This is a genomic window from Phenylobacterium sp. (genome assembly GCF_965229015.1).
In the GTDB taxonomy this organism is placed as follows: Bacteria; Pseudomonadota; Alphaproteobacteria; order Caulobacterales; family Caulobacteraceae; genus Phenylobacterium.
This window is the reverse complement of record NZ_CBDDIM010000001.1, coordinates 2,278,014-2,302,751: the sequence shown is the minus strand read 5'-3', so window position 1 is coordinate 2,302,751 and position 24,738 is coordinate 2,278,014. Positions and strand designations below refer to the sequence as shown.

The window sequence follows — 24,738 nt, the reverse complement described above, 5'->3', positions numbered from 1 at the left end:
GGGCGCCTGCGCGTCCGGCCCTAGGCTCGACTAGGCGGTCGCGGTCACCGGCGGCAGTTGGTAGGGCGGAGCGCCGGGCGGGCGGCCGATCCAGATCTGGCCGCTGCGGGCCATGACCTTGCCGTCGGCGTCGAACAGGGCGACGCCAGCGAAGTGCTTGCGGCCCTCGACCTTGTCGGCCCAGGCGACGACGACATAGGTCTCGCCGGCCTTCGGCTTGACCAGGACCTCGCCGGCCATGGTGCCCAGCAGGCCCACCGGTGTGTCGGTCTTCATCCACCAGGCCATGGAGCCCGAGCAGTCCAGCGCCGCCCAGGTGATCTCGTCGGGGATGGTCCCGTCCGGATTGGCGAAGTTGACGTGCGGGGTCCAGGTCCCGGCGCAGACGCCGGGCTCGGCGCCCTCGATCTGGCCGACATGGACCCCCAGGCCCTCGCCGGCCTCGCGCTCCACGCAGCAGGAGAAGCAGCCGCGGTGCAGGGACTTCTGCGCGAACCGCGAGGCCGCGGCGTAGCGCTTGGCGTCCTCGACGCTGGGCGGGGCCGGCGGCATGGGGATGGCGTCGTCGGCGGCGGGCTTGGCCGAGCCCAGGGGCTGGCCCTCGGCGTTGCTCAGCACCACGCCACCGTCCTCGGTGGGCGTCAGGGTGACGGGGACGTCCAGCGGGACCCCGCTGCGCAGCATGGCGCTGCCGCGGCCGCCGACCGCGTTGGAGAGCACGCCGCAGATATAGCCGCCGTTGGCGGTGACGGGCGGGCCGCGGAATTGTCTCGGAACAATGATCTCAGACATGGAAATGGATCTCAGGTTCGTTGAAATGAAGAAGGCTATGACCGTTCTCTGCCGTCGCACGGCCAAGATCGCAATGGGTCTGGGCGCCACAGGCCCTCAAGAATTGCGCAGCGGCCTCAATCGCGGCAGGGTCGCCGCCAATTGAAAAGGGAGGGTGCGCTCATGAACCCCAAGGCCGAATTCGACATCATCGTCTATGGCGCCACCGGCTTCACCGGCCGCCTGGTGGCCGAGTATCTCGCCCAGACCTACGGGGTTGGCGGCGAGGTGAATTGGGCCATGGCCGGCCGATCCGCCGACAAGCTGGCCGCCGTTCGCGGCGAGATCGGCGCCCCCAAGGACACCCCCCTGGTGGTGGCCGACGCGTCGGACCCGGCCTCGGTCAAGGCCATGGTCGCCCGCGCCAAGGCGATCCTGACGACGGTCGGCCCCTACCAGCTCTATGGCTCGGACCTGGTGGCCGAGTGCGCGGCCCAGGGGACCGACTATCTCGACCTGTCGGGCGAGCCCAACTGGATGGCCGAGATGATCGGCAAGCATGAGGCGGCGGCCAAGAAGAGCGGCGCGCGCATCCTCTTCTCCTGCGGCTTCGACTCCATCCCCTTCGAGCTGGGCGTCTACTTCGCCCAGGCGACCGCCAAGGCGAAACTCGGGTCCATGGTCCCCCGCGTGAAGGGCCGGATGCGCAAGATGCGCGGCGGGCTCTCCGGCGGCACGGCGGCCTCTGGCCGGGCCACCATGGCCGCCCTGCAGAAGGACCCCAGCCTCTTCGCCCTGATGATCAACCCCTTCGCCCTGACCCCCGGGTTCGAGGGACCCGCCCAGCCTCCGGGGAACAAGCAGGAACACGATCCCGACGTCGGCGCCGATGTCGGCCCCTTCATGATGGCGGCCATCAACACCAAGAACGTCCACCGTTCGAACCTGCTGCAGGGCCACCCCTACGGGACCGACTTCGTCTATGACGAGATGTCGATCATCGACCCCAACACCCCGGCCGCCTTCGCCGACATGCCCGCCGAGGGCGGTCCGCAGCCGGGCGAGGGGCCCAGCAAGGAAGAGCGGGAGGCCGGCTTCTACGACGCGCTCTTCATCGCCATCGCCCCCGACGGCCGCAAGGTCCAGGTGTCGGTCTATGGCGACAAGGATCCGGGCTACGGCTCCACCTCGAAGATCATCGCCGAGACCGCCATCGCCCTGGTGAACGCCCCCGACGTGGCCGGCGGCGTCTGGACGCCCGGCGCGGCCCTGGGGGACCGGCTGGTGAAGCGGCTGTCGGACAAGGCGGGCCTGACCTTCAAGGTCGAGAGCTGAAAGCGGTTCTCGGGCGTTACACGCTCCAGAGCCCGAGGAACTGTCCATGAGCGTTGCGTTCACCAAGGAAGGGGATGCCGAGGCCACCGCCGCGGATCTCCCCGACCGCCCCATCTCGCCCCACCCGAACCTGGTGACCGTCGAGGGCCTGGCCGCCATCGACGCGGCCCTGGCGCAGGCGCGGGCGGCCTATACGGCGGCCCAGAGCGCCGGCGGCATCGAGGCCGACCGCACCGCCATGGCGCGCGCCACCCGCGACCTGCGCTACTATTCCGCCCGCCGCGCCAACGCCCAACTGGTGGAGACGACGGGCCAGACCGACACCGTGCGCTTCGGCGGCGGGGTCACCATCGACCGCGAGGACGGCCGCCGCCAGACCTTCCGCATCGTCGGCGAGGACGAGGCCGACCCCGCCCACGGCAGCGTCTCCCACGTCTCCCCCCTGGCCCGCGCCCTGCTGGGCAAGCACGTCGGTGACCCCGCGGTGCTGGCGGGCGCCGAGGTGGAGATCGTCGCCGTCGACTGAGGCCCTCAAAGGTAGGATTCGCGCCCGGCGTCCGCGGCCAGGCCGATCGTCGAGCCATGGTTGGGAAAACGCCGTTCGCCGCTTGGCGGGGTCGACAACCTGCACAATAGTGTCGGTGCAGTCGACCGGCCTGATCGGTCGGCGTCACATGGTCCAGGGGGGAACGAGATGGCCACAGTGGCTTACGGATCGCCGGCGCCGGCCGGCCGCGACGAGGGCTTCTTCCTGCGCGGCGCCGGCGTCATGGCCCTGCTGATCGTCGCCGGATTCTCGGTGCAATTGGCGATGGGGCGATCAACCTTTTCCTCACCGCCGCTCGTCCACGCCCATGCGATCGTGTTCATGGGTTGGGTCACGATCTACTTGCTGCAGAACGTCTTCGCGGCGACGGGCCGCATGACGTTGCACCGCCGTCTTGGCTGGGTCGCCGCGGCCTGGATCATACCCATGCTGGTGCTCGGGTTCGCCGTGACGATCGCGATCGTGCGCCGAGGCGGGGTCCCGTTCTTCTTCCGGCCGCTGCAGTTTCTGGTCTTCGACCCGGTGACGCTGCTCACCTTCGCGGGCCTGACCACGGCGGCGATCCTGATGAGACGCCAGACAGACTGGCACCGGCGCCTGCATTTCTGCGCGATGTCGATCCTGCTCGGCCCCGGCTTCGGGCGGCTGCTGCCGATGCCGCTCCTCGCGCCCTGGGCGTGGGAGGCGATCCTTGCGGTGTGCCTGATCTTCCCCCTCGTTGGGATGTGGGCCGACAAGCGGCGGAGCGGTCGGGTTCACCCGGCCTGGCTCTGGGGCGTGGCCGCGATGATCGGGTGCCTGCTGGTGACGGAGGCGATCACCTACAGCCCGGTCGGCGAGACGATCTATCGGAGCGTGGTGGCGGGGACGCCGGGCGAGGCCGTGGCCCCCCTGGCCTTCGCGCCCCCGCCCGGGCCGCCGCCCGCGCCCTAGCCCCTTCGGCCCCGACCGCCGGGACGGATGGGGGAAGGGGCCGACTGTCCGCCGCGCGTGCGGCCGCCGGCGTCCTGCCAGCGCGGCCGCGAGGCGCCGTGGGCGCCCTTGGACGCCGCGCCCGCCATCGCCTCCCACTTCACGACGTAGCGGACGAAGGCCAGGGTCTGGGCCACGGCCTGCGGATCGGCGGGCGCGAGCTTGGTCGTCAGGTCCGAGCGCCCGATGGCCCAGGCGCCGTCGATCAGCCCCGCCCATTTCGGATCGAGACGGGCCTTCGCCCAGGCGCTGGCCGCCTTCTTGGAGGTCACCGTCCCGGTCTCCAGGCTGTGCAGCATCCGGCAGTAGAGGGTGACGATGAAGGCCTGCAGCCAGGCCTGGTCGATCTTCCCCGGCGCGCCGAGCCACAGCGCCGTGACCCGTCGGAACAGGGGCAGGATCTCGGCCCGCAGGGCCTGGGGCGTCACCGGGTCCACCAGGTCGGCCGGCGGCGGGCCGGCCAGGACGATCCCCTTCTCCCGCAGGCACCAGCGGACGACCTGGTTGTTGTCGTGCTCGGAGCGCACCAGGCGGTCGGCGCCGTTGTCGAGATAGAGGAAGGGATAGGCCCGGGCCGGCAGGTTCGACATCCCTGGATCCCCCCAGCCCGCCGGCCTGGGCTCATCGGGCGCATCGCGGGGCTCCGTGCTCCAGCGGCGGAGGATGGCGGCCGGCGCGTACGAGCCCTCCAGATGTTGGGCCCAGGGAGACGGCAGCTTGAAGAGCTCGGCGTGCATCGCCTGCAGGGCCGGCTGTTCGGCGAGCGTCACGTCGCGGCGGGTGACGATCAGGAAGTCGACGTCGCTGGCCTGGTCGGCGTCGCCCACCGCGAAAGAGCCCTGCAGGTAGGCGCCGACGAAATTGTCGCCGAGCACCGCCTGGGCGCGGGTCACGAGCTGGTGGAGCACCTGGTTCAGGTCGGCGAACGGAGTCGCGCCCGCGGGCGCCGGGGTGTGGGATTGGGTCATGGAATATCCGTGGCGAGCCGGCGCGCGACGGCGCGGGCTTGAGAACGATGAACGGGGGAAAGCTGGCGCGCCTGGCGCCGCCCGATCAGCTGTCTGTGGCCACGAAGAGTCCTCCAGCAGGAGGCGGCAGCCTAACCCGCCTTTTCGGCGTCCGTCTAGATCGCCGAGATCTTGCGGGCCAGGGTCTCGATCTCGTTGCGGATCGAGCCGGCCGAGCTCTTGATCAGGGCCGAGACCCCGCGCCGGGCGGCCTCCCGGTCGCAGGCCAGCACCATCTGCTTCACCGGCCCGATGCCGGCCGGCGGCATGGACAGCCGGTCGAAGCCCAGCGCCACCAGGACGAAGGCCTCCAGGGGGCGGCCGGCCATCTCGCCGCAGACCGAGACCGGGGTGCCGGTCTCGGCGCAGGCCTGCTGGATCTGCTGCAGGGCGCGCAGGGCCGGGGGCGACAGGAAGTCGTAGCGGTCGGCCACCCGCGGGTTCCCGCGGTCGGCGGCGAACAGGTACTGCATCAGGTCGTTGGTCCCGACACTGACGAAGTCGGTCATCGGCAGCAGGGCGTCCAGGTGCCAGATCAGGGACGGCGCCTCGATCATGGCGCCCACCTCCAGCCGCGAGGGCGCCGCGCGGCCCCGCCGCTGGGCCCAGGCGATCTCGTGGTCCACCAGGGCGCGGGCGGCCCGGAACTCGTCCACATTGGCCACCAGGGGGAACATGATCCGCAGCGGCCGTCCGCGCGCCGCGGCGATCAGGGCCCGCAGTTGCAGCCGCAGCAGGGCCGGGCGGTCCAGTCCCATGCGGATCGCGCGCCAGCCGAGGGCCGGATTGTCCTCCCGCTCAGCCTCCAGATAGGGCAGCACCTTGTCGCCCCCCAGATCCAGGGTGCGGAAGGTGACCGCCAGGTCGCCGGCGGCGTCCATCACCCGGCCATAGAGGGCCGTCTGGGCGTTGAAGCGCGGCATCTCCTCGGCGACCATGAACTGGAACTCGGTGCGGAACAGGCCGATGCCCTCCGCTCCGGTCTCCCCCAGGATGTCGAGATCGACATCCAGGCCGGCGTTCATCAGCAGGGTGATCTTGTGGCCGTCGCGGGTGAAGGCCGGGGTGTCCCTCAGCTTGGCGAACTCCGCCTGCCGCTGCTGGCGGACCTCCAGCCGGGCCTGCAGGGCCTTGATGACGTCGGGCCGGGGCCGCAGATAGGCCTCGCCGGTCTCGGCGTCGACGATGACGGGATCGCCCTCGGAGACCTTGTCGCGCAGGCCGGCCAGGCGTCCCACGCAGGGGATGTCCAGGGCGCGGGCCACGATGGCCGCGTGGCTCGCCGCCGAGCCCTCCTCCAGCAGCAGGCCCTTGAGCTTGGTGCGGTCGTATTCCAGCAGGTCGGCGGGGCCCAGGTTGCGGGCGATCAGGATGGCGTTGGGGGGCAGCTCGCGGGCCTTGTGGCCGTCGCCCGACAGGTGGCGCAGCAGCCGGTCGTTGAGGTCCTCCAGGTCGTGCAGCCGCTCGCGCAGATAGGGGTCGCGGGCCTGGCCCAGGCGGGCGCGGTGCTCGGAGCGCACCCGCTCGACGGCGGCCTCGGCGGTCAGGCCGTTGCGGACGGCGTCCTCCAGGCTGCGGTTCCAGCCGCGGTCGTGGGCGAACATCCGGTAGGTATCGAGCACCTCGTAGCTGGCCTCGACGAGTCCGTGCTGGCCCTCCAGCATCTCGTCGATCTGGGCCTGCAGGCTGGCGATGGCCTCGGCCAGCCGGACCTCCTCGGCGGCCACGTCGTCGCTGAGCAGCTTGCTGGTGGCCACCGGCGGCTCGTGCAGGACCACCACCCCGAGCGCCAGGCCGTCGGCGAACTTGGCGCCCTTCAGCCGTTCGGGCCGGTGCGGCACCAGGTCGACGTTCTTCAGGGCGCCTTCGCTGGCCAGCTCGCTGCCGGCCACCATCTCGGCCAGGACCATGGCGACGATCTGCAGGTCCTCGACCTCGTCGTCGGAATAGACCCGCTCGGTGCGGTTCTGGACCACCAGCACCCCGATGGCCCGGCCGCCGCGCAGCAGGGGCACCCCCATGAAGGCGTGGAACGGGTCTTCGCCGGTTTCCGGGCGGTAGGAGAAGGCCGGATGGTTCGGGGCGTCCGACAGGTTCAGCGGCCGGCCCAGGCGCATGATCTCGCCCACCAGGCCCTCGCCGGGCTTCAGGCGGGTGACGTGGACGGCGGTGGGGTCCAGGCCCTCGGTGGCGAACAGCTCCAGGTCGTTGGAGGCGCCGCGCATATAGAGCGAGCAGACCTCGGCCACCATCGAGCGGGCGATGATCCGCACCACCATGTCGAGTCGCTGCTGCGCGGGCCCGCCGCCGGCCAGCGCCTCGCGGATCTGCCGCAGCAGGCTCCGCTGTCCTCGAATGGCGATGCCTGGAATGGCCATCGTCCCCGTCTCACTCCCTCAACTGACCGCCCCTTCGGACGGCCCCGCGGCCAGCCCGACCGTCTTGTCCGCTCCCTAGCAGCTTTGGACGTCGGAACGGAGACGGAAATGCGGTGGTTGCGCGCAGGAATGTTGCGGATGGCGGAAGTTTAGGCGCTGGAACGGCCACGCTCGAACCCGTCTTGATCTGGCTCAATGCGGCTTAAGCCGTCCGCACCCGACCCTGCCGGCGCCGACGCGCAACGACGCGGCCGGCTTAGGGGAGGGAACCATGACGTCATCGGGCGGGCTGCCGCGCGTGAACAAGATCGGCGTGGGCGCGCCGTTCCGCTGGCTGGGGGGCGCCTGGAAGGATCTCTGGCGGGCCTGGCCGCCGCTGCTGGCCTACGGCCTGGCGCTCGCGGCCTTCAGCCTCTGGATCAGCCTGAGCTTCGTGGCCACCGGCGGCGCCTTCTGGGTGTTCGCGCTCACCTGCGGCTTCGTCTTCGTGGCGCCCATGCTGGCCATGGGGCTCTACGAGGCCGGCGCCCTGCTGGCCCGCGGCGAGCGCCCGACGCTCGCCCGCATGCTGTTCGTGCCCCGGGCGCTGTCGGCCGACGTCGCCATCCTGGGCTTGGCCCTGCTGATGATCTTCTTCTTCTGGCTGCAGATCGCCCAGATCGTCTACGGCCTGTCGACCTGGGTCATCTACCGCACGGTGGCGACCCTGGCGGCCTTCGCCCTGACCACGCCGGAGGGCCACCGCATGCTGATCGCCGGCTCGCTGATCGGCGGCGCCATCGCCTTCCTCACCTACGGCCTGGTGGTGGTCTCGGCCCCCATGCTGCTGGACCGGGGCACCAGCGTCTTCGTCGCCACCATCACCAGCTTCCGCACCGTGGCCGCCAATTTCGGGCCGATGATCGTCTGGGCCCTGCTGATCTCGGTCCTGACCCTGTCGACCATCCTCACCGGCTTCCTGGCCCTGGTGATCGTCTTTCCCTGGCTCGGCCTGGCCACCTGGCGCGCCTACGGGGACCTGGTGGCGGCGCCCGCCTGAGCGGGTCGCTTGACTCATTAGGTTGATATCAACTTAAATTGCCGCATGCCCGACGCCCCCGCCGTCTCCCTGCAGACCACCCTGGCCGTCCGCGACACCTGTCTGTGCCTGCACACCCAGCGGGCGGCGCGCGCCCTGGCGCGGCGGTTCGACGAGGTGCTGCGGCCGGCGGGCCTCACCAACGGCCAATTCTCCCTGCTCAACGCCCTGAACGGGCCCGCCCCCGCGCCGATGAGCCAGGTGGCCGCCACCCTGGGGGCCGACCGCACCACCCTGACCGCCGCCCTGAAGCCCCTGGTGCGCGAGGGCCTGGCCCTGGTCAGCGTCGATCCCGACGACCAGCGCGCCCGCCGCGTGGCCCTGACCGCCGCCGGCCGGGCTCGGCTCGCCGCCGCCCTGCCCCTGTGGGCGGCCGCCCATGCGGCGCTGGAGGCCGAGCTCGCCGACCCCGACCGGGCCCGCGGCGACCTGCTGGCCCTGTCGGCGCCCCGTCCGGGACTGGCCGCCGCCCCGATTTGCGATTCCTGAGAGGAGCTTCCCCCATGACCATCCAGTTCACCGCCTTCCGCTGGGTGCCGCCCTTCGCCCAGGGGTTCGTCCGCGACCTGCGCATCCGATGGGCCCTGGAGGAGGCGGGCCTGCCCTATCAGGTGGTGCTGATCGACGGGAACACCGAGAACTACCGCCAGTGGCAGCCCTTCGGCCAGGTGCCGGCCTATCGCGACGACGAGGTGGAGATGTTCGAGTCCGGCGCCATCGTCCTGCGCCTGGCCGGCATGTCCGAGGCGCTCGCCCCTCGCGACCCTGCCGCCCTGGCCCGGGTCAGCACCTGGATCTTCGCCGCGCTCAACTCCATCGAACCCCACACCCAGAACCTGCTGAGCCTGGACTCCTTCTATGCCGGCCAGCCCTGGACGGAGGGCCGCCGCCCCTCGGCCAAGGCCCTGCTGGACCTGCGCCTGACCTCCCTGGCCAACGCGCTGGGCGACAAGGACTATCTGGAGGGCCGATTCACCGCCGGCGACATCGTCATGGCCACGGTGCTGCGCGAGCTGGAGGAGAACGGCATCCTCAAGGCCTATCCCAATCTGGACGCCTACCGCGCCCGCGCCCTGGCCCGCCCCGCCTTCGCCAAGGCCCTGGAGGACCAGCTGGCCACCTTCCGCGAGAACGAGCCGGCCTGATCGCCCTTGCATCCGCCGCTGGGTCGGGCGCGTACCTGCGGCGACGAGGAGACGATCAGATGGCCAATGCGTGGGAGCTGGGGGCGGCGATCCTGGGGGGCCTCGGCGCCCTGGTGGGCGTTCGCGCGGGGACCGAACAGCCTCGCTACACCCTCGTCGAGCGCCTGGGAGACGTGGAGATCCGTCATTACGGCCCCAGGCTCGCGGCGCAGGCCACGGTCTCCGGCTCGGCCACCGCGGCGCGCAGCGCCGGCTTCGAGGCGGTGGCCGGCTACATCTTCGGCGGCAACACCACCAAGGCCTCCATCGCCATGACCGCTCCGGTGGCCCAGAGCGCGGCGGGCCGCTCCCAGTCCATCGCCATGACCGCTCCTGTGACCCAGACCGCCGACGGCGCGGGGTCGTGGAAGGTGCAGTTCATCATGCCGGCCCGCTACACCCTGGCCACCCTGCCGGTCCCCACCAGCGACCAGGTCGCCATCGTCGAACTGCCGGCCCAGGACTACGCGGTCCTGCGCTTCTCCGGCGCCCGCGACGGGCCGGCGGTCGAGCGCCGCACAGGCCAGCTTGTCGCAGCCCTGGCCGGCCGGGGCTGGAAGGTCTCCGGTCCGCCCACCGCCTGGTTCTACGACCCGCCGTGGACCCCGTCCTTCCTGCGCCGCAACGAGGTCGCCGCCCCGGTGGCGCGCGCCGGCCAGGCGGGTCCTACGGCGTCACGGTGATCCGGTAGCCCGGCGGCAGGCCCTTCAGGGTCGCGGCCACGTCGCTGGCCTGCTCGACGCCGAAGGCCGCCAGGCCGGCGTTCTTGCCGCCGCACTCGGCGGCCTGGCCGGTGTCGCGCCCCGAGCCGGTGGCCGCCCCCACCAGGCGCGGTTCGAAGACCTGGTTGAGCCCCAGCAGGTCGGCCTCGATCAGCCGCTGGAACTGGGCGCGCCGGGCCTCGTCCAGCTCATGGCAGCGGCCTTCCCAGATCCAGGCGGCATAGGCGACGGCGAAGACGGTCAGCGCCCCGATGGCGCGGTCCTGGGGCGTCTTGGCCTCCTGCGCCGCGGCCGCCGGGGCCGCGAGGCAACCGGCCAGCGCCAGGGCCGCCATCCCCCGCCGGACCCTCACTTCACCGCCCCGTGGGCGATCAGCAGGGCCTGCACCTGGCGGCAGGCGGCCTGCTTGGACGGATCGTCGGCGTAATATTCAGGATGCAGGCGCCCCAGCACCGTCTCCCCGGCCGAGCGGAGGTTGGGCGAGGCGCCGTGGTCCAGCAGCACCCGGACCATGGGCAGCTGGCAGAAGCGGCCGGAGTCGGCCAGGGCGGTGTTGCCGAACCTGTCCTGCGCGTCGACCGGAAAGCCGTGGTCCAGCAGCAGCTGGGCGATGGCCGCCCCCTCGGCTTCGGAGATCAAACCCGGGGTGTTGGAGGCGACATGGCTCAGGGTCGAGGCGCCGTTCTTGTCGCGGGCGCCGACCTTGGCGCCCCGGGCGATCAGCAGCCGCGCCGCCGCCGCGCTCTGCACCGAGACGATCGGGGCCTGGCCCTGGTAGCCGTGCGGGTCGTTGGCGTCAGCGCCGGCCGCCAGCAGGGCCTCCAGGGCGCCGAGATTGTTCTTCGAAACCGCCGTGTGGATGGGGTGGTAGCCGTACTCGCACGACGCGGTCAGGCTGGCCCCGCCCGCCAGCAGCGCCTTGACCTCCGCCCCCGTTCCCCCGGCCGCCGCCTGGCAGATGGGCGTGGTCTCCTGGGCGGCCGCCGGGCCGGCGAAGAGCCCGAGAAGAAGTCCGAGGCAGGCGAGATGGCGCATGGCGTCCTCCACGGGTTTCCCCGCAGCATAGACGCAACGGCCAAGTTCGTCGAACGACGTTATTTCGACGGGCCCCGCCGCTCGATAGCCGTCTTCCGCGGGCGTAGCGAACCCCTAGGGCGCGTCTTCGGCGAGTGTGTGCGCGACGATCGCATTGGCGTGGCCGTGACCCATCCCATGCTCGTCCTTGAGCATGGCCACGAGTTCCATGTGCTTGGCCGGATAGCGCTTTCGCACCAGGGCTTTCCATTCGGCGATGGGGCGGCCGTATTTCTTCTCGATGGAGGGGAAATAGGACGCAGGACCCTTGATCGGTTCGTCGGTCATGTCGTGATTTCAAGCGCTGAAGACCGCGCGGGTCAAGATTGTCGCCTTCCGGCCCGCCAAGGGCGCGGATCGGTCCCTGACCCATCCCATCCCGACGCCTGGACCAACCTCCCCGCCACCCCCATAGTCCTCGCCGACACACCGTCTGGGGAGGCGACCGATGCTGCGCAAATGGGGGCTGCTGGCCCTGGGTCTGATCCTGATCCTGGCGGGCTCGGCCCTGGCCCACGCCGTCCAGACCACCCACGGCGTCACGGTCACCGACGTTCGGTTTCCCGGCGAGAAGGGGGTGGTGATGAGCGGCCTGCTCTATCGTCCCGCCACCGCCACGGCGGCCCATCCGGCGCCGGGCGTCCTGGCCAGCCACGGCTATATCAACACCCGCGAGATGCAGAGCCCCTTCGCCATCGAGCTGTCGCGGCGCGGCTTCGTGGTCCTGGCCATGGACATGACCGGACATGGGGGTTCCGGCGGCGCGGTGGGGAGCCAGGGCTTCGGCGGACCCGCGGCCCTGCGCTACCTTCGGGGTCTGCCCTTCGTGGACGCGCACAATATCGGCCTGGAGGGCCACAGCCTCGGGGGCGGGCCGGTGGTCGCCGCCGCCGAGACCTATCCCGGCGGCTACCAGGCCGTGGTGCTGGAGGGCTCGACGCCGGCCATCGGCGCGGTGTTCGGCCAGGGCGCCAAGGCCCCCCTGCGCAACCTCGCCGTGGTGTTCGGCCGCTATGACGAGTTCGCCCCCCTGATGTGGCAGGTGGCCAAGGGCGCCGACGTGGCCCGGTCAAAGGCCCTGCAGGCCATGTTCGGCTCGGCCGGTCCTGTCGTGGAGGGCCGCGTCTATGGCGACCCCGCCGCCGGGACCGCCAAGGTGCTCTACAATCCCCCCGTCACCCACCCCTGGGAGCACTTCTCCTCGGCCGGGGTCGGCCACGCGACGGACTGGTTCCAGACGAGGCTCTCGGGCGCGGCCCGGCCCCTGCCGCCCGGCGACCAGATCTGGCTGTGGAAGGAGGTCGGCACGGGCGTCGGCTTCCTTGGTTTCGTCCTGCTGCTCCTGGGGACCTTCCAGGTCCTGATGGCGACGCCGGTGTTCGCGGGCCTCGCCCATCCCGCCGAGCCGGCGGCCTCCGCGCGCGACGGCCGCTGGTGGCTGGCGGCCATGCTGACCGCGGTGGTCCCGGCGGCCACCTTCTTCACCTTCATGGAGCTGGGGAACCTGTTCTTCCCCATGAGGCTGTTCCCGCAGTTCATCACCAACCAGCTGCTGGTCTGGGCGCTGCTCAACGGGGTGCTGACCCTGGTCCTGGGGCTGTTCCTGAGGGGCGGCAAGCCGGCCTTCTCCAACGCCTGGCTGCTCGGGCCCGTCATCGGGGTCGCCACGGTGGCCGTGGGCTACCTGGCCCTGGTCGCCGTCGACGCGGTGTTCAAGGTGGACTTCCGCTTCTGGGTCCTGGGGCTCAAGCCCCTGGACGGCCCCCACGCCCTGATGGCCCTGGCCTATCTGCCGCTGTGGATGGCCTTCTTCCTGGTCTCCCTGAGGGCCCTGCACGCCAACCTGGCGGTGCGGGGGGAAGGGGCGGGGCGGGCCTGTCTCACCGCCGCCCTGGCCATGAGCCTGGGCTTTGTCCTGCTGCTTGCCATCCAGTACGCCAGCCTGTTCGTCACCGGCCTGCTGGCCGTGCCCAACGAACCCCTGAACACCATCGTGGCGATCCAGTTCGTGCCGCTGCTGGCCATGGTGGGGGTGATCGCGGCCTTCACCTACCGGCGCACCAATTCCTACGTGCCGGGCGCGGTGATCTGCGCCCTGGTGATCTGCTGGTACGTCACGGCGGGGACGGCGACCCACTGGTCGCCGGACGCCAAGCCACCCGGGCCGCCGGCGGCGACCCGATAGGCCAAGACCCCTCCCCTGGCGGGGAGGGGCCGGTCTTGTCTAGCGGATGAGGGCCGAGACCACCTCGGCGATCACGCCGCTGCGGGTCTGGGCCAGGTAGTACTGGTTATCCACCTGGACCCAGCGATAGCCGGCCGGCGGCTCGCGCAGGCGGTTGGCCTCGGGATTGGCCACGTAGTAGCGCGGGGCGATGTAGCTGCTGGGCAGGCGCTGGCCCTGGCGATACATCTTCTTGTACTGGCCGGGGGGCATGCCGCCCGGCTTCTTGGCCAGGCCCGGCGGGGTCCAGGCGCCGTTGTGGGGCTCTTCGCCCTGATAACGTGAGGCTTCGTGGCCCTTGTCGTGACCCTTGTTGCCGTGGCCGTTTCCGTGACCGCCCGGATCGGCCTGGGCGGCGAGGGGCGCGCCGAGCGCGAGGCTGGCGACGGCGGCGGCGGCGAGAAGCGTTTTCATGGGCTATCCTTCGAGGTGGTCCCTCAGGCCACCCCAACGCCCCGTTCGCCCATAGGCTCCCTGCTCAGGTGGCGACCCGATAGGCGCAGCGGCGCGCCCCGGCCAGGATGTGCTCGGTCCGCTCCACCCGGGCCGGGGCCAGCAGCATCTCGAACAGCGCCAGCTCCGAGCGGCAGAAGCCCTGGCAGGCCGCCGCCGCCGCGCAGATCGGACAGTGGTTCTCCACCAGCAGGTAGGAGCCGTCCGCCTGCCGCGACCACTCGGCCATGTAGCCCTCGGCGGCGCGCAGGGCGGCCAGGCGGGTGAGGCGGTCCTCGAGGCCAACGTCCCCCACCGCGGTCCTGTAGCCCTCCGCGATCGCCTGCTCCCGGCGGGCCACCAGCCGCTCCAGGCCCGTGACCCCGAACTCCTCGCGCACCGCCTCGATCAGCTCGACGGTCATCTGGGCGTGGGTGTCGGGGAAGCGGCCGTGGCCCTTGTCGGTGAGGGACCAGGTGCGCTTGGGTCGGCCCACCCCGGCCCGCGCCGTGACGTGCTGGGCCAGCCCCTCGGCCGCCAGCTTCTCCAGGGCCTGCCGCGCCGCCTGGCGGCTGGCCCCCGCGCGCTGCGCCAGGGCCAGGGTCTGGCTGGGGCCCCGGGTCTTCATCGCAAACAGCAGGTCGTCGGCCAGGCTTCGCATTTGACAACCAAACTATTGCAAATACCCGCCGCCCCGTCTACCCATCGCCGCCAGACCCGGTTGAGCCTGTCGACATGAAACCACCCCCCACCCCCGATGGCGGCTGGGCCGACGTCCTCGGCGAGGGCCGGGCGCCGCGCTTCATCCTCATCTGCCTGGGAGTCTGGATCGGCGCCGCCGACAGCCTGGTCACCGCCACCATCATGCCCAGCGTCGGCGCCGATCTCGGCGGCTACGCCTATTTCGGCTGGGCCACGGCGGGCTATCTGCTGGGCTCGGTCATGGCCGGCGCCAGCTCGGGCCTGCTGGCCCAGCGCTTCGGCCTGCGCCGCGCCACCGCCTGCGCGGCCCTGCTCTACGCCCTGGGCTGCGGGCTCAGCGCCGCGGGACCGGACATCACGAGCTTCCTGGTGGGCCGCCTGCTGCAGGGGATCGGCGGCGGCTGGGTCACGGGCTTCTGCTCGGTGGCCATCGGCCTGCTGTTCCCCAACCGCCTGCTGCCCCGGGTCTACGCCGCCATCACCGCGGTCTGGGGGATCGCCAGCCTGGTGGGCCCCATGATCGGCGGGGTCTTCGCCGACGCCGGCGTCTGGCGCTGGGTCTTCTGGTTCTTCGCCGCCCAGGCCGTGGCCGTGGCGGTCGCCGCCTACGCCATGCTGCCCCGCGGCGAGGACGGGGAGGGCGGCTCGGGCGTCGCCTGGGGCCAGCTTGGTCTGATCGCCGCCGGGGTCGTCGCCATCGGCGCGGCCGACATCGCCGGGACCTTCGCCCGCTCGGCGGGGCTGACCGCCGTGGGCGTCTTCCTGCTGCTGGCCATGGTCTGGCTCGACGAGCGGGCCATCGTCCGCCTGCTGCCCCAGGGCTCGGGCTCCCTGCGCACCATCCCCGGCTCCGGCTACGCCAGCATGTTCCTGCTGACGGCCGCCTCCATGGGTTTCTCCATCTACGGTCCTGCGATCCTGCAGCAGCTCGCCGGTTTGTCTGCCCTGACCGCCGGCTATGTGATCGCGGGAGAGGCGGCGGCCTGGACCCTTGCGGGTCTGGCCGTCGCCCATCTCACCGGGCGCTGGCCGGGGCGCATGATCCTGATCGGCGCCGTCTGCGCCACCGCCGGGGTCGGGGCCAGCGCCCTGGTCTTCCCTACCGGCTCGGTGGTGGGGGTGGTCCTGGCCGGCGCGGCCCTGGGGGCGGGGTTCGGCCTCTCCTGGGCCTTCATGAGCCAGGCCATCCTCGGGGCCCTGCCCGATTCCGAGCGGGCCATCGGGGCGGCCGGCATCACCACCGTGCGCCTGACCGGCTCGGCGGCGGGCGCGGCGGTGGCCGCGGCGGTGGCCAATCTGGTGGGCTTCTCCCACGGACTGACCGACGCCACGGCCCGCTCGGCCGGGGTCTGGGTCTTCGTCGCCGCCCTGCCGGTGGCCCTGGCGGGCCTGTGGACCGCCCGGCGCCTGGCCGGCTACCGCGCTGAGTCGGCCTAGAGCTGGTCCAGGCCGTAGGCGGCGTGCAGGGCGCGGACCGCCAGCTCGGTATAGGCCGCGTCGATCAGCACGCTGATCTTGATCTCGCTGGTGGAGATCACCTGGATGTTGACGCCCTTCTCGGCCAGGGCGCTGAACATGGTCTTGGCCACGCCGGTGTGGCTGCGCATGCCCACCCCGATCACCGAGACCTTGGCGACGTCCTCGTTGACGGCCACGTCCTCGAAGCCGATCTGCGGCTGGGCCGCGCGGACGATCTCCACCGCGCGCTGGGCGTCGCGCTTGCCCACCGTGAACTCCATGTTGGCGGTGTCGGCGGTGCGGGCGTGGCTCTGGACGATCATGTCCACATTGACGTTGGCGTCGGCCAGGGCGCCGAAGATCGCCGAGGACACGCCGGGGTGGTCGGGCAGGCCGTACAGCGTGATCTTGGCCTCGTCGCGGCTATAGGCGACCCCGCTCACGATGCGCTTTTCCATGATCTCTTCCTCGTCGCACACGATGGTGCCTTGGCCGGGCGCTTCGCCGGGCTCGACAAAACTGGACAGCACCCGCACCGGCACGTTCTTGGCCATGGCGAGTTCGACGGAGCGGGTCTGCAGGACCTTGGCGCCCAGGGACGCCATTTCCAGCATCTCCTCGTAGGAGATCTTGCTGAGCTTGCGGGCCTTGCTCTCGATGCGCGGGTCGGTGGTGTAGACCCCATCGACGTCGGTGTAGATGTCGCAGCGGATGGCGCTCACCGCCGCGGCGATGGCCACCGCGCTGGTGTCGGAGCCGCCGCGGCCCAGGGTGGCGATGCGGCCGTCGCGGGTCACGCCCTGGAAGCCGGCGATCACCGCCACCTGGCCCGAATCCATGGCGGCCACCAGGTTCTCCGGCGGCACGTCGTCGATGCGGGCGCGGCCGTGGGCGTCGTCGGCGATGATCGGAATCTGCCAGCCCATCCAGGAGCGTGCGGGCAGGCCCATGTTGCGCAGGGTCATGGCCAGCAGGCCGGCGGTCACCTGTTCACCGGAGGCCACCACGACGTCGTACTCGTCGTCGGAGGGCTCCAGGCCCTGCGCCGCGGCGCCGGCGCCGTCGGTCCAGGCCACCAGCTCATTGGTCTTGCCGGACATGGCCGAGACCACCACGGCCACCTGATGGCCCGCGGCCACCTCGGCGGCCACCAGCCGACCCACGCGCCGGATGCGCTCCAGGTCGGCGACGGACGTACCGCCGAATTTCATCACCAGCCGGGACATGGGCGTGGTCACAAGCTCCTTGAGGGGAGAGGGAAGGGCCGCGTTCTAGCGACGCTGGGAGCCGGGGGCAACGCCGGGCTTCGCCTTGGCGCCGATGGCGAGTAGAAGGAGGCCATGACCGTCGCCTCCAGCATCGACCCCGCGGACGTCGAGCGCTTCTCCCGCATCGCCGCCGAATGGTGGGATCCGCGGGGCAAGTTCGCGCCCCTGCATAAGTTCAACCCGGTTCGCCTGGCCTTCATCCGCGAGCAGGCCCTGATCCGCTTTGGCCGCGACAGCCAGGCGCGCAGGCCCTTCGAGGGGCTCAAGCTGCTGGACATCGGCTGCGGCGGCGGCCTGCTCAGCGAGCCCATGGCGCGCCTGGGCTTCTCGGTCACCGGGGTCGACGCCTCGGAACGCAATATCGGCACCGCCAAGACCCACGCCGCCGAGCAGGGCCTGGTCATCGACTACCGCGCCGGCACCGCCGAGGGGCTGGAGGCCGAGGGGGCGGGCCCCTACGACCTGATCCTCAACATGGAGGTCATCGAGCACGTGGCCGATCCGGGCGAGTTCCTGCGTAGCTGTTCGCGCCTGCTGGCGCCCGGCGGCCTGATGATCGTGGCCACCCTCAACCGCACCCTGAAGGCCTTCGCCCTGGCCAAGGTGGGGGCCGAATACGTCCTGCGCTGGCTGCCCGCCGGCACCCACGACTGGACCAAGTTCCTCAAGCCCGACGAGCTTCGGACCTTCCTCAAGGACGAGGCGCTGCAGGTCCAGGGTCCCTTCGGCGTGACCTTCGACCCGCTCAATGGCCGTTGGTGCCGGTCTTCGGACTGCGACATCAACTACATGATGACGGTCACGCGCGACGCGTCGTAAAGACGGCACGTTCAAAGGAAGTCCTCATGGCCTCGATCCGCGTGCTCGGCCACGCTTTCCGCGCTTGGCGGCGCAATATGAAGTGGGCGAAGCACGAGCCGGAGACGCCGTATCTGGCCGACCTGCTGTCGGGGGCGCCGGTTTGCCTGCATGTGGGCGCCAGCGACGGCCGCCATTCCTACGTCATGACCCAGGTGGCGCCCGACGCGCGCATCTACGCCTTCGAGCCGTCGGCCTTCACCTTCGAGGTGCTGAAGCACTGCCTGGCCTGGCACGGCATCTCCCGCCAGGTGACCCCGATCCACGCAGCGGTCTCCGACGCCCCGGGCGAGATGCTGCTGGTGACGCCGAAGAAGACCTCCGGCCGCATGGGCCGCGCCTACGCCTTCGTCTCGGACGCCGCGCCCGAGGGCAAGGTCCGCCCCGACCTCGAGGATGTCGGCGTCGAATTGCAGCCCACCCCGGTGGTGACCCTCGACGGCTATTGCCAGGCGCACGGGATCAATCGCGTGGACTTCATCCGCATGGACATCGAGGGGGCCGAGCAGAAGGCGCTGAACGGCGCCCTGGGCATCATCGACCGCGACCGCCCCCACGTGCTGCTCGAAATCCACCCGGCCATGCTGGAGGCCCGCTTCGGCGGCACCGCCGAGGGCGTGGTGGAGATGTTCCGCTCCCGCGGTTACCGCATGTTCGCCCTCAACGGCGACCGGCTGGAGGAGCGCACCACCGTGGTGCCGAACCTGCCCTGGAAGGACTACTTCTTCGTCCACCCCAGCCGCGCCCCCAAGCTTCCCGACGGCGTCTTCAAGGCGCGGATGGCGGCCTAGGACCCTAGGGCCAACCGGCCGAGAACCGGGCGGCCACGGCGTCCAGGAAGACTCGGGTCTTGGTCGCAAGGTGACGAGATGAGGGCAGCAGGGCGTAGACCGGAGCGGGCGCGGTCCGCCAGTCGGCGAGCACCCGCTCCAACCGGCCCGCCCGCAGGTCCTCGGCCACGTCAATGCTCGACTTCAGCATGATCCCGTGACCCGCGACGGCCCAGTCGTGGACGGCGTCGCCATTGTCGGAGCGAAGGCGTCCTAGGGCGGGCAGCTCCGCCACCGCGCCGCCAGGTCCCTCGAGTCGGATCGGGTCGCCGCCGTCGCCGTATCGAACCCAGGTGTGTCCCTTCGTCTCCTCCGGCGTCTGGGGACGTCCACGGCGCGAGAGATAGTCCGGCGAGGCGACCAGGATGCGGCGGTTGTCTGTCAGCTTGCGCATCACCGCCGCGCTGTCCCGGGGCGGGCCGATCCGCACCGCGATGTCGATCCGTTCGTCCACCAGGTCGACGATGCGGTCGCTCAGCTTGAGCTCGACGTCGAGTTGGGGGTGCCGATCGATGAGTTGAGCCGCCACGGGGGCGAGGTGGATGCGGCCGAAGGAAATTGGGGCGCTGACCCGTAGCAGGCCCTGCGGCCCTTGCCCGGCTCCGGCGAGGCGGGCCTCGGCGGCCTGCAGTTCTTCCATCATCCGTTCGACGTGCACGAGCAGGCCGAGGCCCTCCTCGGTCGCCGACAGGCTGCGCGTGGTGCGGTTGATCAGCCGCACGCCGGCGCGCCGCTCAAGGGTCGCCAGCCGCTTGCTGACCACCGCCAGCCCGACCCCGAGATCCCGGGCGGCGGCCGACAGACTGCCCAGCGCCAGGATGCGCTGAAAGGTTCTCAGTTCGTTGAGGTCGCCTAGCATTATCAACCAACGTACGATAGTAAATCAAATATGGCGAGGATTCTCTCCCGGGAGGCAAGGGCTTAACCCTGGCTCCCATCCGGCGGTTCTGCCGGGCGACAGGGATAGCTCCGATGACCTCGCCTCTCTCCACACCGCTGACCCTTCCGGGCGGCGCCGTCCTGCCCAACCGGATCGCCAAGGCCGCGATGAGCGAGGGCATGGCCGATCCGGCCAATCGTTCCACGCCGCGATTGCAGGCCCTCTATGGGACATGGGCGGAATCGGGCGCCGGCCTGCTGCTGTCGGGCAACATCCAGGTGGATCGCTGGCATCTGGAGCGGCCCGGCAATGTCGTGCTCGAGGATGAGAGCGGTCTGGCGGAGCTGAGGGCGATGACGGCCGCGGCGACTTCCGGCGGCGCCCATTTCTGGGCTCAGCTCGGCCACACGGGCCGCCAGGTCGAGAGCGCGATCAATCCGGAACCCCTGGCGCCATCCTGCGTCGAGATCGACGTGATGCGCGGCGCCGGGTTCTCCTTCGCCCCACCACGGGCGATGACCGAGGCGGAGATCGGCCACGCCATCGGCCAGTTCGCCGTGTCGGCCCGCTTGGCCAAGGCCGCGGGCTTCACCGGCATCCAGTTGCACGCCGCACATGGCTACCTGTTCTCCCAGTTTCTCAGCCCGCTGGCCAACCGGCGCGGCGATCGTTGGGGTGGCCCGCTGGAGAACCGCGCTCGCTTGCTACTGGAGACCATCGCCGCCGTCCGCGCGGCGGTGGGAGCGGGCTTCCCGATCGGCGTCAAGCTGAACGCCTCGGACTTCCAGAAGGGCGGCTTCACCAACGCCGACTGCCTGCAGCTCACCGATTGGCTGAACGACACCACTCTGGACCTGCTGGAACTCTCCGGCGGCTCGCTGGAGCAACCCAAACAGGTGGGGGTCTCGGTCAAGGACGAGGGCGAGGACTTCCGGCCGCCCAGCACCATCGCCCGCGAGGCCTATTTCGTGAGCTTCGCGGGCGCCGTTCGCGCGGTGGCCACCATGCCCGTGATGGTCACTGGCGGCTTCCGCGGCGCGGCGGGAATGGTGGGAGCGCTGGAGGCCGGCGAGTTGGACCTTGTCGGGATCGGCCGGCCCTTCATCGCCGATCCGCGCACCGGTGTGCGGCTGCTATCGGGCGAGATTGCTCGTGCAGCGACGCCCGAGGACAATATCGGACTCTTCCACCTGCTCGGCTGGAACAACACCCAGCTCGAGCGCCTGGGCGACGGACTGGCGCCGGATCTGGCTCTGGGCGGCGAGGAGGCGACCAAGCTGTTCCGCGCGCGGGAGGCGCAGGTCCTGGCCAGACTGCTGGACCAGCGGGGGCGGAGGGCGGCCTGATGGAGGGCCTGAGACTGGCCCACTATGCGGTGCGGGCCGCCGATCTCGAGGCGTCCCGCCGCTTCTATGTGGAGGTCCTGGGTCTACGCGTCGGGCCACGGCCCGCCTTCGCCTTTCCCGGCCTGTGGCTATATGCAGGCCCGGACGAGTCCAGGTTCGGGGTCGTGCACTTGATCGGCGCTGGGGTTGGCCTTCAGGCCTATCTGGGCGACGGCTCGCCAAGCCAGGACGGAACCGGAGCCATGGACCATGTCGCCTTCCTGGCTGCCGACTGGCCGAGCCAGCGGCGGCGGTGCCGGGGCGCAGGAATCGACTATGTGGAGCGGACGGCGCCGGGACTCGGTCTGCTCCAGGTGTTCCTGCGCGACCCCGACGGCGTGACGGTGGAACTGAACTATCCCGCCGCCGAGACCTTCGCCGCGTCCCCTCTGGCGCGCTCCCGACCTCCGTCCTAGAACCGCCCCAACAACGGTATCGGGGAGGGGACAGCGATGCTGGCCTTGATGATGGACCGGGCGCTGAGCCTTCCGTCCATCCTGGAATATGCGGCGGCCTATCACGGCGACCGGGAGGTGGTGACGCGCACCGTCGAGGGGCCGATCCACCGCTACACCTATGCCGCCGCCCTGGCCCGCGCCAAGCAGATGGCCAAGGCGCTGACGGAGCTGGGGGTCAAGCGCGGCGACCGGGTCGCGACCCTGGCCTGGAGCACCCACCGCCACTTCGAGCTCTACTACGCCGTCAGCGGCATCGGGGCGGTCCTGCACACCATCAATCCCCGTCTTCACCCGGATCAGGTGGCCTGGGTGGCCAACCACGCCGAGGACAGCCTGCTGCTGTTCGACATCACTTTCGGCGAGCTGGTGGGGGAGCTGGCGGCCAAGCTGCCCCTGTTGAAGACCTTCGTGGCCCTGACCGATCGTGAGCACCTGCCCAAGGAGTCGCCGCCCGGGACCCTGGTCTATGAGGAGCTGATCGCCGCCCAGACGCCGGACTTCAGCTGGCCGGAGTTGGACGAACGGACCGCCTCGGGCCTCTGCTACACCTCGGGCACGACGGGGAACCCGAAGGGGGTGCTCTATTCGCACCGGGCCACCGTGCTGCACGCCATGGCCATGGTGCAGCCCGACGCCTTCGACCTGGGCGCCCGCGACGCCGTCCTGCCCTGCGCCCAGATGTACCACGCCAACGCCTGGTGCACGCCCTATGGGGCGCCCCTGGTGGGGGCCAAGCTGATCCTGCCGGGCCGTCATCTTGACGGGCCGTCGATCTGCGAGCTGGCGGTGGCGGAGAAGGCCACCTTCCTGCTGGGGGTGCCCACCATCTGGGTCGGCGTCCTCGACCACCTGGACCAGACCCACCAGAAGCTCACCAGCGTGCGGACCGTGGCGGTCGGGGGCTCGGCGCCCACGGCGGCCCTGATCGGCCGCATCGAGGACCAGATGGGCGCCACGGTGCGTCAGATCTGGGGGATGACCGAGACCAGCCCCATGGGGGTGATCAACACCCCCCTGCCGGCCCACGCTGGCGAGGACCCGGCCATCAGCGTGGCCCGCAAGCTGAAGCAAGGCCGCGGCCTCTGGGGCGTGGAGATGCGCATCCTCGCCGACGATGGGACGCTCCAGCCGCGCGACGGCGCCAGCCCCGGCGCCCTCCAGGTGCGCGGGCCGTGGGTGTCCTCGGCCTATTTCAAGAACGAGGGGGCCCAGGCCTTCACCGATGACGGCTGGTTCGACACCGGGGACATCGCCACGATCGACGCCGAGGGCTATCTGCGGCTCACCGACCGGGCCAAGGATGTCATCAAGTCGGGCGGGGAGTGGATCTCCACCCTCGACCTGGAGGACGCGGTCTCCTCCCACCCCGCCGTGGCCATGGCGGCGGCCATCGGGGTGCCGCACCCCAAATGGGACGAGCGGCCCCTGCTCTTGGTCACCCTGCGCCCCGGCCAGACCGCCGATCCGGAGGTGCTGAAGGCCCACGTCGCCGCCCGGGTCGCCAAGTGGTGGACCCCCGACGAGGTGCGGATCGTCGAGGCCCTGCCCATCGGGCCGACCGGAAAGGTGCTCAAGCGCGAGCTGCGCGAGCAAATAACCGCCGCCGCCCCGCCCAGCTAGAACCGGCCTTGTGATCGCGCGTTCAAGCCCCAGGTAATATTCCAAGACCTGGTGGAGTTCGACACGTGGCGCGCAGACGGCCCAAGGGTGTGCTTGAAATTACGTGGGCGGTGGCGGAGTCGGCGGCCTGGGGCCGGACCGAGCACGTGCCGGTTACCGACGACTATCCGGACCACGTGGTCCGCCGCACGACCTTCAGCGCCGGCGGCGACCTGGGGTGGAGACTGTCGGCCATCGAAAGCCCGCGGGCCAAGCCGGCCCCCTGGAAGATCGTCGTGGTGACGGGCGCGCCGTCCTGGGCGGAGTACTGGGCGCCGGCCATCGCCGCCCTGCCGCAGGATCGCGAGATGGTGGTGGTGGACCGGCCCGGCTATGCCGGCTCCGAGCCCGTCGAATATGTCGGCGACATCCGCCAGCAGGCCCTGGCTCTGAGCCCCCTGCTGCAGGCCCGGCCCGGTCAGAAGATCCTGCTGGTGGGCCAGTCCTACGGCGCGGCCATCGCCACCCTGATGGCGGCCTCCAATCCCGGCAAGGTGGCGGGCCTGGTGCTGCTCTCGGGCTATTACGGCCAGCCCGGGCCGACGGCCGAGTGGCTGCTCAAGGTGGGCGCGCGGATGCTGAAGATCATTCCCCGCGACGTGCGCCACGCCGTCCTGGAGGTCACCAACCAGCCCGACCAGCTCCACGGCATGCATACGGCCCTGCGCAACCTGAAGGTCCCGGTCCACGTCGTGCACGGCGACCAGGACGACTTCGCCCCCATCGAGCTGGCCGAGAAGCTGGTGGCCGAGACCCGCACGCGGCGGCCGATGCGGTTCGAGCGGGTGGCGGGCGCCAACCATTTCCTGAACGACGGGCCCGCCGAGGACCTGCTGGCCACCCTGGAGGGTTGCATCCCACCGCGCTGGGAATTTCGCCTGCGCTGGCCGAAATGGCCGGCGGGCTGGCCCAAACGCCTGGGCCTCTCGAAGCCGGCGTCTCTCCACGCCTGAGGGAACAAGCTACGGTTGTCGGGGGTTTGAGGGGCGGCGGGGCTCTCAAGGAGACGACCGACATGAACACCAAACTGCTTCTCGCCGCTGCGGCGGCCACCCTGATCGCTGTTCCGGCCATGGCGCAGGTCGCCGGAGCCGCCGGCGTGAAGGCTGGCGTCAGCACCCCGGCCGCGGGCGCGACGGCGGGTTCGGCCATGGGCGTTCAGACCAACCTTCCGGCCGCCACCCCGCCGGTGGACACCGGGGCGGTGAACCCGCCCGCGACCTCGGCGACCACCTCCGCCACCGGGTCCGCCAGCCTGGGCGCGGCCACCGGCACGGCCACCAACACCGCCGCCACCGCCGCTGATCTGACCGTCGGGGCGCCGGTCACCGACTCCACCGGCGCGCCTATCGGCACCATCTCCAAGGTGACCAAGGGCAAGACCAACGCCGAGACCATGGTCACCCTCAGCGCCTCGGGCAAGACCGCCACCCTTCCGGCGGCCAGCCTCTCCTTGAGTGGCGGCAACCTGGTTTCCACCCAGACCAAGGCCTCCATCTGGGGCCAGAAGTAGGTT

General features: G+C 71.0%; 27 protein-coding genes. 17 read left to right on the top strand and 10 right to left on the bottom strand.

From position 1 onward, the window contains the following. Window positions 1–30: 30 nt before the first annotated feature. A complete protein-coding gene (locus tag ACO06I_RS11600) occupies window positions 31–792 on the bottom strand; it encodes a hypothetical protein (RefSeq protein WP_421932726.1) in 762 nt (253 codons plus the stop codon). On the opposite strand from ACO06I_RS11600, the gene ACO06I_RS11595 reads away from it, so the two are divergent. The 4 genes from ACO06I_RS11595 (at window position 791) to ACO06I_RS11580 (ending at window position 3,586) form a co-directional block, all read left to right on the top strand. Further along, window positions 791–937, top strand: coding sequence for a hypothetical protein (locus ACO06I_RS11595; RefSeq protein ID WP_421932725.1), 147 nt, complete (start codon window positions 791–793; stop codon window positions 935–937). The genes ACO06I_RS11600 and ACO06I_RS11595 overlap by 2 nt on opposite strands. 17 nt (window positions 938–954) lie before the next feature. Continuing rightward, the gene (locus tag ACO06I_RS11590; RefSeq protein ID WP_421932724.1) at window positions 955–2,106 is read left to right on the top strand and encodes a saccharopine dehydrogenase family protein; all 1,152 of its coding nucleotides are present in this window, start codon (window positions 955–957) and stop codon (window positions 2,104–2,106) included. A gap of 46 nt (window positions 2,107–2,152) precedes the next feature. Further along, window positions 2,153–2,632, top strand: coding sequence for a transcription elongation factor GreA (gene greA, locus ACO06I_RS11585; RefSeq protein WP_421932723.1), 480 nt, complete (start codon window positions 2,153–2,155; stop codon window positions 2,630–2,632). Window positions 2,633–2,800: 168 nt separating this feature from the next. Continuing rightward, window positions 2,801–3,586, top strand: coding sequence for a hypothetical protein (locus tag ACO06I_RS11580; RefSeq protein ID WP_421932722.1), 786 nt, complete (start codon window positions 2,801–2,803; stop codon window positions 3,584–3,586). Here ACO06I_RS11580 and ACO06I_RS11575 read toward each other — a convergent pair. Continuing rightward, window positions 3,583–4,593, bottom strand: coding sequence for a nucleotidyltransferase domain-containing protein (locus ACO06I_RS11575; RefSeq protein WP_421932721.1), 1,011 nt, complete (start codon window positions 4,591–4,593; stop codon window positions 3,583–3,585). The genes ACO06I_RS11580 and ACO06I_RS11575 overlap by 4 nt on opposite strands. Window positions 4,594–4,748: 155 nt before the next feature. Further along, complete coding sequence (ptsP, locus tag ACO06I_RS11570; RefSeq protein WP_421932720.1) at window positions 4,749–7,010, bottom strand: phosphoenolpyruvate--protein phosphotransferase; 2,262 nt, start codon at window positions 7,008–7,010, stop codon at window positions 4,749–4,751. Between the two features lie 271 nt (window positions 7,011–7,281). Here ptsP and ACO06I_RS11565 point away from each other — a divergent pair, with 271 nt between their 5' ends. From ACO06I_RS11565 to ACO06I_RS11550, 4 genes are read left to right on the top strand one after another with little or no spacing between them, the layout of a single operon-like run. Beyond that, the gene (locus tag ACO06I_RS11565; protein ID WP_421932719.1) at window positions 7,282–8,049 is read left to right on the top strand and encodes a DUF2189 domain-containing protein; all 768 of its coding nucleotides are present in this window, start codon (window positions 7,282–7,284) and stop codon (window positions 8,047–8,049) included. 45 nt (window positions 8,050–8,094) lie between these two features. Beyond that, complete coding sequence (locus ACO06I_RS11560) at window positions 8,095–8,577, top strand: MarR family winged helix-turn-helix transcriptional regulator (protein ID WP_421932718.1); 483 nt, start codon at window positions 8,095–8,097, stop codon at window positions 8,575–8,577. 14 nt (window positions 8,578–8,591) lie between these two features. Further along, window positions 8,592–9,233, top strand: coding sequence for a glutathione S-transferase family protein (locus ACO06I_RS11555; protein ID WP_421932717.1), 642 nt, complete (start codon window positions 8,592–8,594; stop codon window positions 9,231–9,233). Window positions 9,234–9,292: 59 nt separating this feature from the next. Further along, window positions 9,293–9,955: an SOUL family heme-binding protein gene (locus ACO06I_RS11550; RefSeq protein ID WP_421932716.1), complete on the top strand. Its 663-nt coding sequence runs from the start codon at window positions 9,293–9,295 to the stop codon at window positions 9,953–9,955. On the opposite strand, the gene ACO06I_RS11545 is transcribed toward ACO06I_RS11550, so the two are convergent. The 3 genes from ACO06I_RS11545 to ACO06I_RS11535 form a co-directional block, all read right to left on the bottom strand. After that, the gene (locus ACO06I_RS11545; RefSeq protein WP_421932715.1) at window positions 9,939–10,328 is read right to left on the bottom strand and encodes a hypothetical protein; all 390 of its coding nucleotides are present in this window, start codon (window positions 10,326–10,328) and stop codon (window positions 9,939–9,941) included. The two genes, ACO06I_RS11550 and ACO06I_RS11545, sit on opposite strands and share 17 nt — an antisense overlap. A gap of 14 nt (window positions 10,329–10,342) precedes the next feature. Continuing rightward, window positions 10,343–11,029 carry an ankyrin repeat domain-containing protein gene (locus tag ACO06I_RS11540; RefSeq protein WP_421932714.1) on the bottom strand — a complete coding sequence of 229 codons (687 nt, stop codon included), beginning with the start codon at window positions 11,027–11,029 and terminating at the stop codon, window positions 10,343–10,345. A gap of 114 nt (window positions 11,030–11,143) precedes the next feature. Next, the gene (locus ACO06I_RS11535) at window positions 11,144–11,356 is read right to left on the bottom strand and encodes a DUF4287 domain-containing protein (protein ID WP_421932713.1); all 213 of its coding nucleotides are present in this window, start codon (window positions 11,354–11,356) and stop codon (window positions 11,144–11,146) included. A 160-nt stretch (window positions 11,357–11,516) separates the two neighbouring features. Here ACO06I_RS11535 and ACO06I_RS11530 point away from each other — a divergent pair, with 160 nt between their 5' ends. Beyond that, a complete protein-coding gene (locus ACO06I_RS11530; RefSeq protein WP_421932712.1) occupies window positions 11,517–13,253 on the top strand; it encodes an alpha/beta fold hydrolase in 1,737 nt (578 codons plus the stop codon). 39 nt (window positions 13,254–13,292) lie between these two features. Here the strand turns inward: ACO06I_RS11530 and ACO06I_RS11525 are convergent, their stop codons facing one another. Both ACO06I_RS11525 and ACO06I_RS11520 read right to left on the bottom strand, forming a co-directional pair. Then, the gene (locus ACO06I_RS11525; protein WP_421932711.1) at window positions 13,293–13,706 is read right to left on the bottom strand and encodes an RcnB family protein; all 414 of its coding nucleotides are present in this window, start codon (window positions 13,704–13,706) and stop codon (window positions 13,293–13,295) included. 64 nt (window positions 13,707–13,770) lie between these two features. After that, window positions 13,771–14,385, bottom strand: coding sequence for a helix-turn-helix transcriptional regulator (locus tag ACO06I_RS11520; protein ID WP_421932710.1), 615 nt, complete (start codon window positions 14,383–14,385; stop codon window positions 13,771–13,773). Between the two features lie 74 nt (window positions 14,386–14,459). Between ACO06I_RS11520 and ACO06I_RS11515 the strand changes: the two genes are divergently transcribed. Then, window positions 14,460–15,863, top strand: a complete 1,404-nt coding sequence (locus tag ACO06I_RS11515; RefSeq protein WP_421932709.1) for an MFS transporter — start codon at window positions 14,460–14,462, stop codon at window positions 15,861–15,863. On the opposite strand, the gene ACO06I_RS11510 is transcribed toward ACO06I_RS11515, so the two are convergent. Further along, the gene (locus tag ACO06I_RS11510) at window positions 15,860–17,110 is read right to left on the bottom strand and encodes an aspartate kinase (RefSeq protein ID WP_421932708.1); all 1,251 of its coding nucleotides are present in this window, start codon (window positions 17,108–17,110) and stop codon (window positions 15,860–15,862) included. The two genes, ACO06I_RS11515 and ACO06I_RS11510, sit on opposite strands and share 4 nt — an antisense overlap. A 114-nt stretch (window positions 17,111–17,224) precedes the next feature. On the opposite strand from ACO06I_RS11510, the gene ubiG reads away from it, so the two are divergent. Together ubiG and ACO06I_RS11500 are read left to right on the top strand one after the other, a co-directional pair. Next, window positions 17,225–17,971 (top strand): bifunctional 2-polyprenyl-6-hydroxyphenol methylase/3-demethylubiquinol 3-O-methyltransferase UbiG, encoded by a 747-nt coding sequence (gene ubiG / locus ACO06I_RS11505; RefSeq protein WP_421932707.1) that lies wholly within the window; start codon window positions 17,225–17,227, stop codon window positions 17,969–17,971. Window positions 17,972–17,997: 26 nt separating this feature from the next. Next, the gene (locus ACO06I_RS11500; RefSeq protein WP_421932706.1) at window positions 17,998–18,801 is read left to right on the top strand and encodes an FkbM family methyltransferase; all 804 of its coding nucleotides are present in this window, start codon (window positions 17,998–18,000) and stop codon (window positions 18,799–18,801) included. Between the two features lie 4 nt (window positions 18,802–18,805). On the opposite strand, the gene ACO06I_RS11495 is transcribed toward ACO06I_RS11500, so the two are convergent. Beyond that, window positions 18,806–19,699 (bottom strand): LysR family transcriptional regulator, encoded by an 894-nt coding sequence (locus tag ACO06I_RS11495; RefSeq protein ID WP_421932705.1) that lies wholly within the window; start codon window positions 19,697–19,699, stop codon window positions 18,806–18,808. 113 nt (window positions 19,700–19,812) lie between these two features. On the opposite strand from ACO06I_RS11495, the gene ACO06I_RS11490 reads away from it, so the two are divergent. The 5 genes from ACO06I_RS11490 (at window position 19,813) to ACO06I_RS11470 (ending at window position 24,735) form a co-directional block, all read left to right on the top strand. Next, window positions 19,813–21,066, top strand: a complete 1,254-nt coding sequence (locus tag ACO06I_RS11490; RefSeq protein WP_421932704.1) for an NADH:flavin oxidoreductase/NADH oxidase family protein — start codon at window positions 19,813–19,815, stop codon at window positions 21,064–21,066. After that, on the top strand, window positions 21,066–21,521 hold the full coding sequence (locus ACO06I_RS11485; RefSeq protein WP_421932703.1) for a VOC family protein: 456 nt from the start codon (window positions 21,066–21,068) through the stop codon (window positions 21,519–21,521). Before ACO06I_RS11490 ends, ACO06I_RS11485 begins: the two co-directional genes overlap by 1 nt. Window positions 21,522–21,557: 36 nt before the next feature. Continuing rightward, the gene (locus ACO06I_RS11480; protein ID WP_421932702.1) at window positions 21,558–23,183 is read left to right on the top strand and encodes a long-chain fatty acid--CoA ligase; all 1,626 of its coding nucleotides are present in this window, start codon (window positions 21,558–21,560) and stop codon (window positions 23,181–23,183) included. A gap of 65 nt (window positions 23,184–23,248) precedes the next feature. Continuing rightward, on the top strand, window positions 23,249–24,175 hold the full coding sequence (locus ACO06I_RS11475) for an alpha/beta fold hydrolase (RefSeq protein ID WP_421932701.1): 927 nt from the start codon (window positions 23,249–23,251) through the stop codon (window positions 24,173–24,175). Between the two features lie 62 nt (window positions 24,176–24,237). Next, complete coding sequence (locus ACO06I_RS11470; protein WP_421932700.1) at window positions 24,238–24,735, top strand: hypothetical protein; 498 nt, start codon at window positions 24,238–24,240, stop codon at window positions 24,733–24,735. Window positions 24,736–24,738 lie beyond the last annotated feature (3 nt).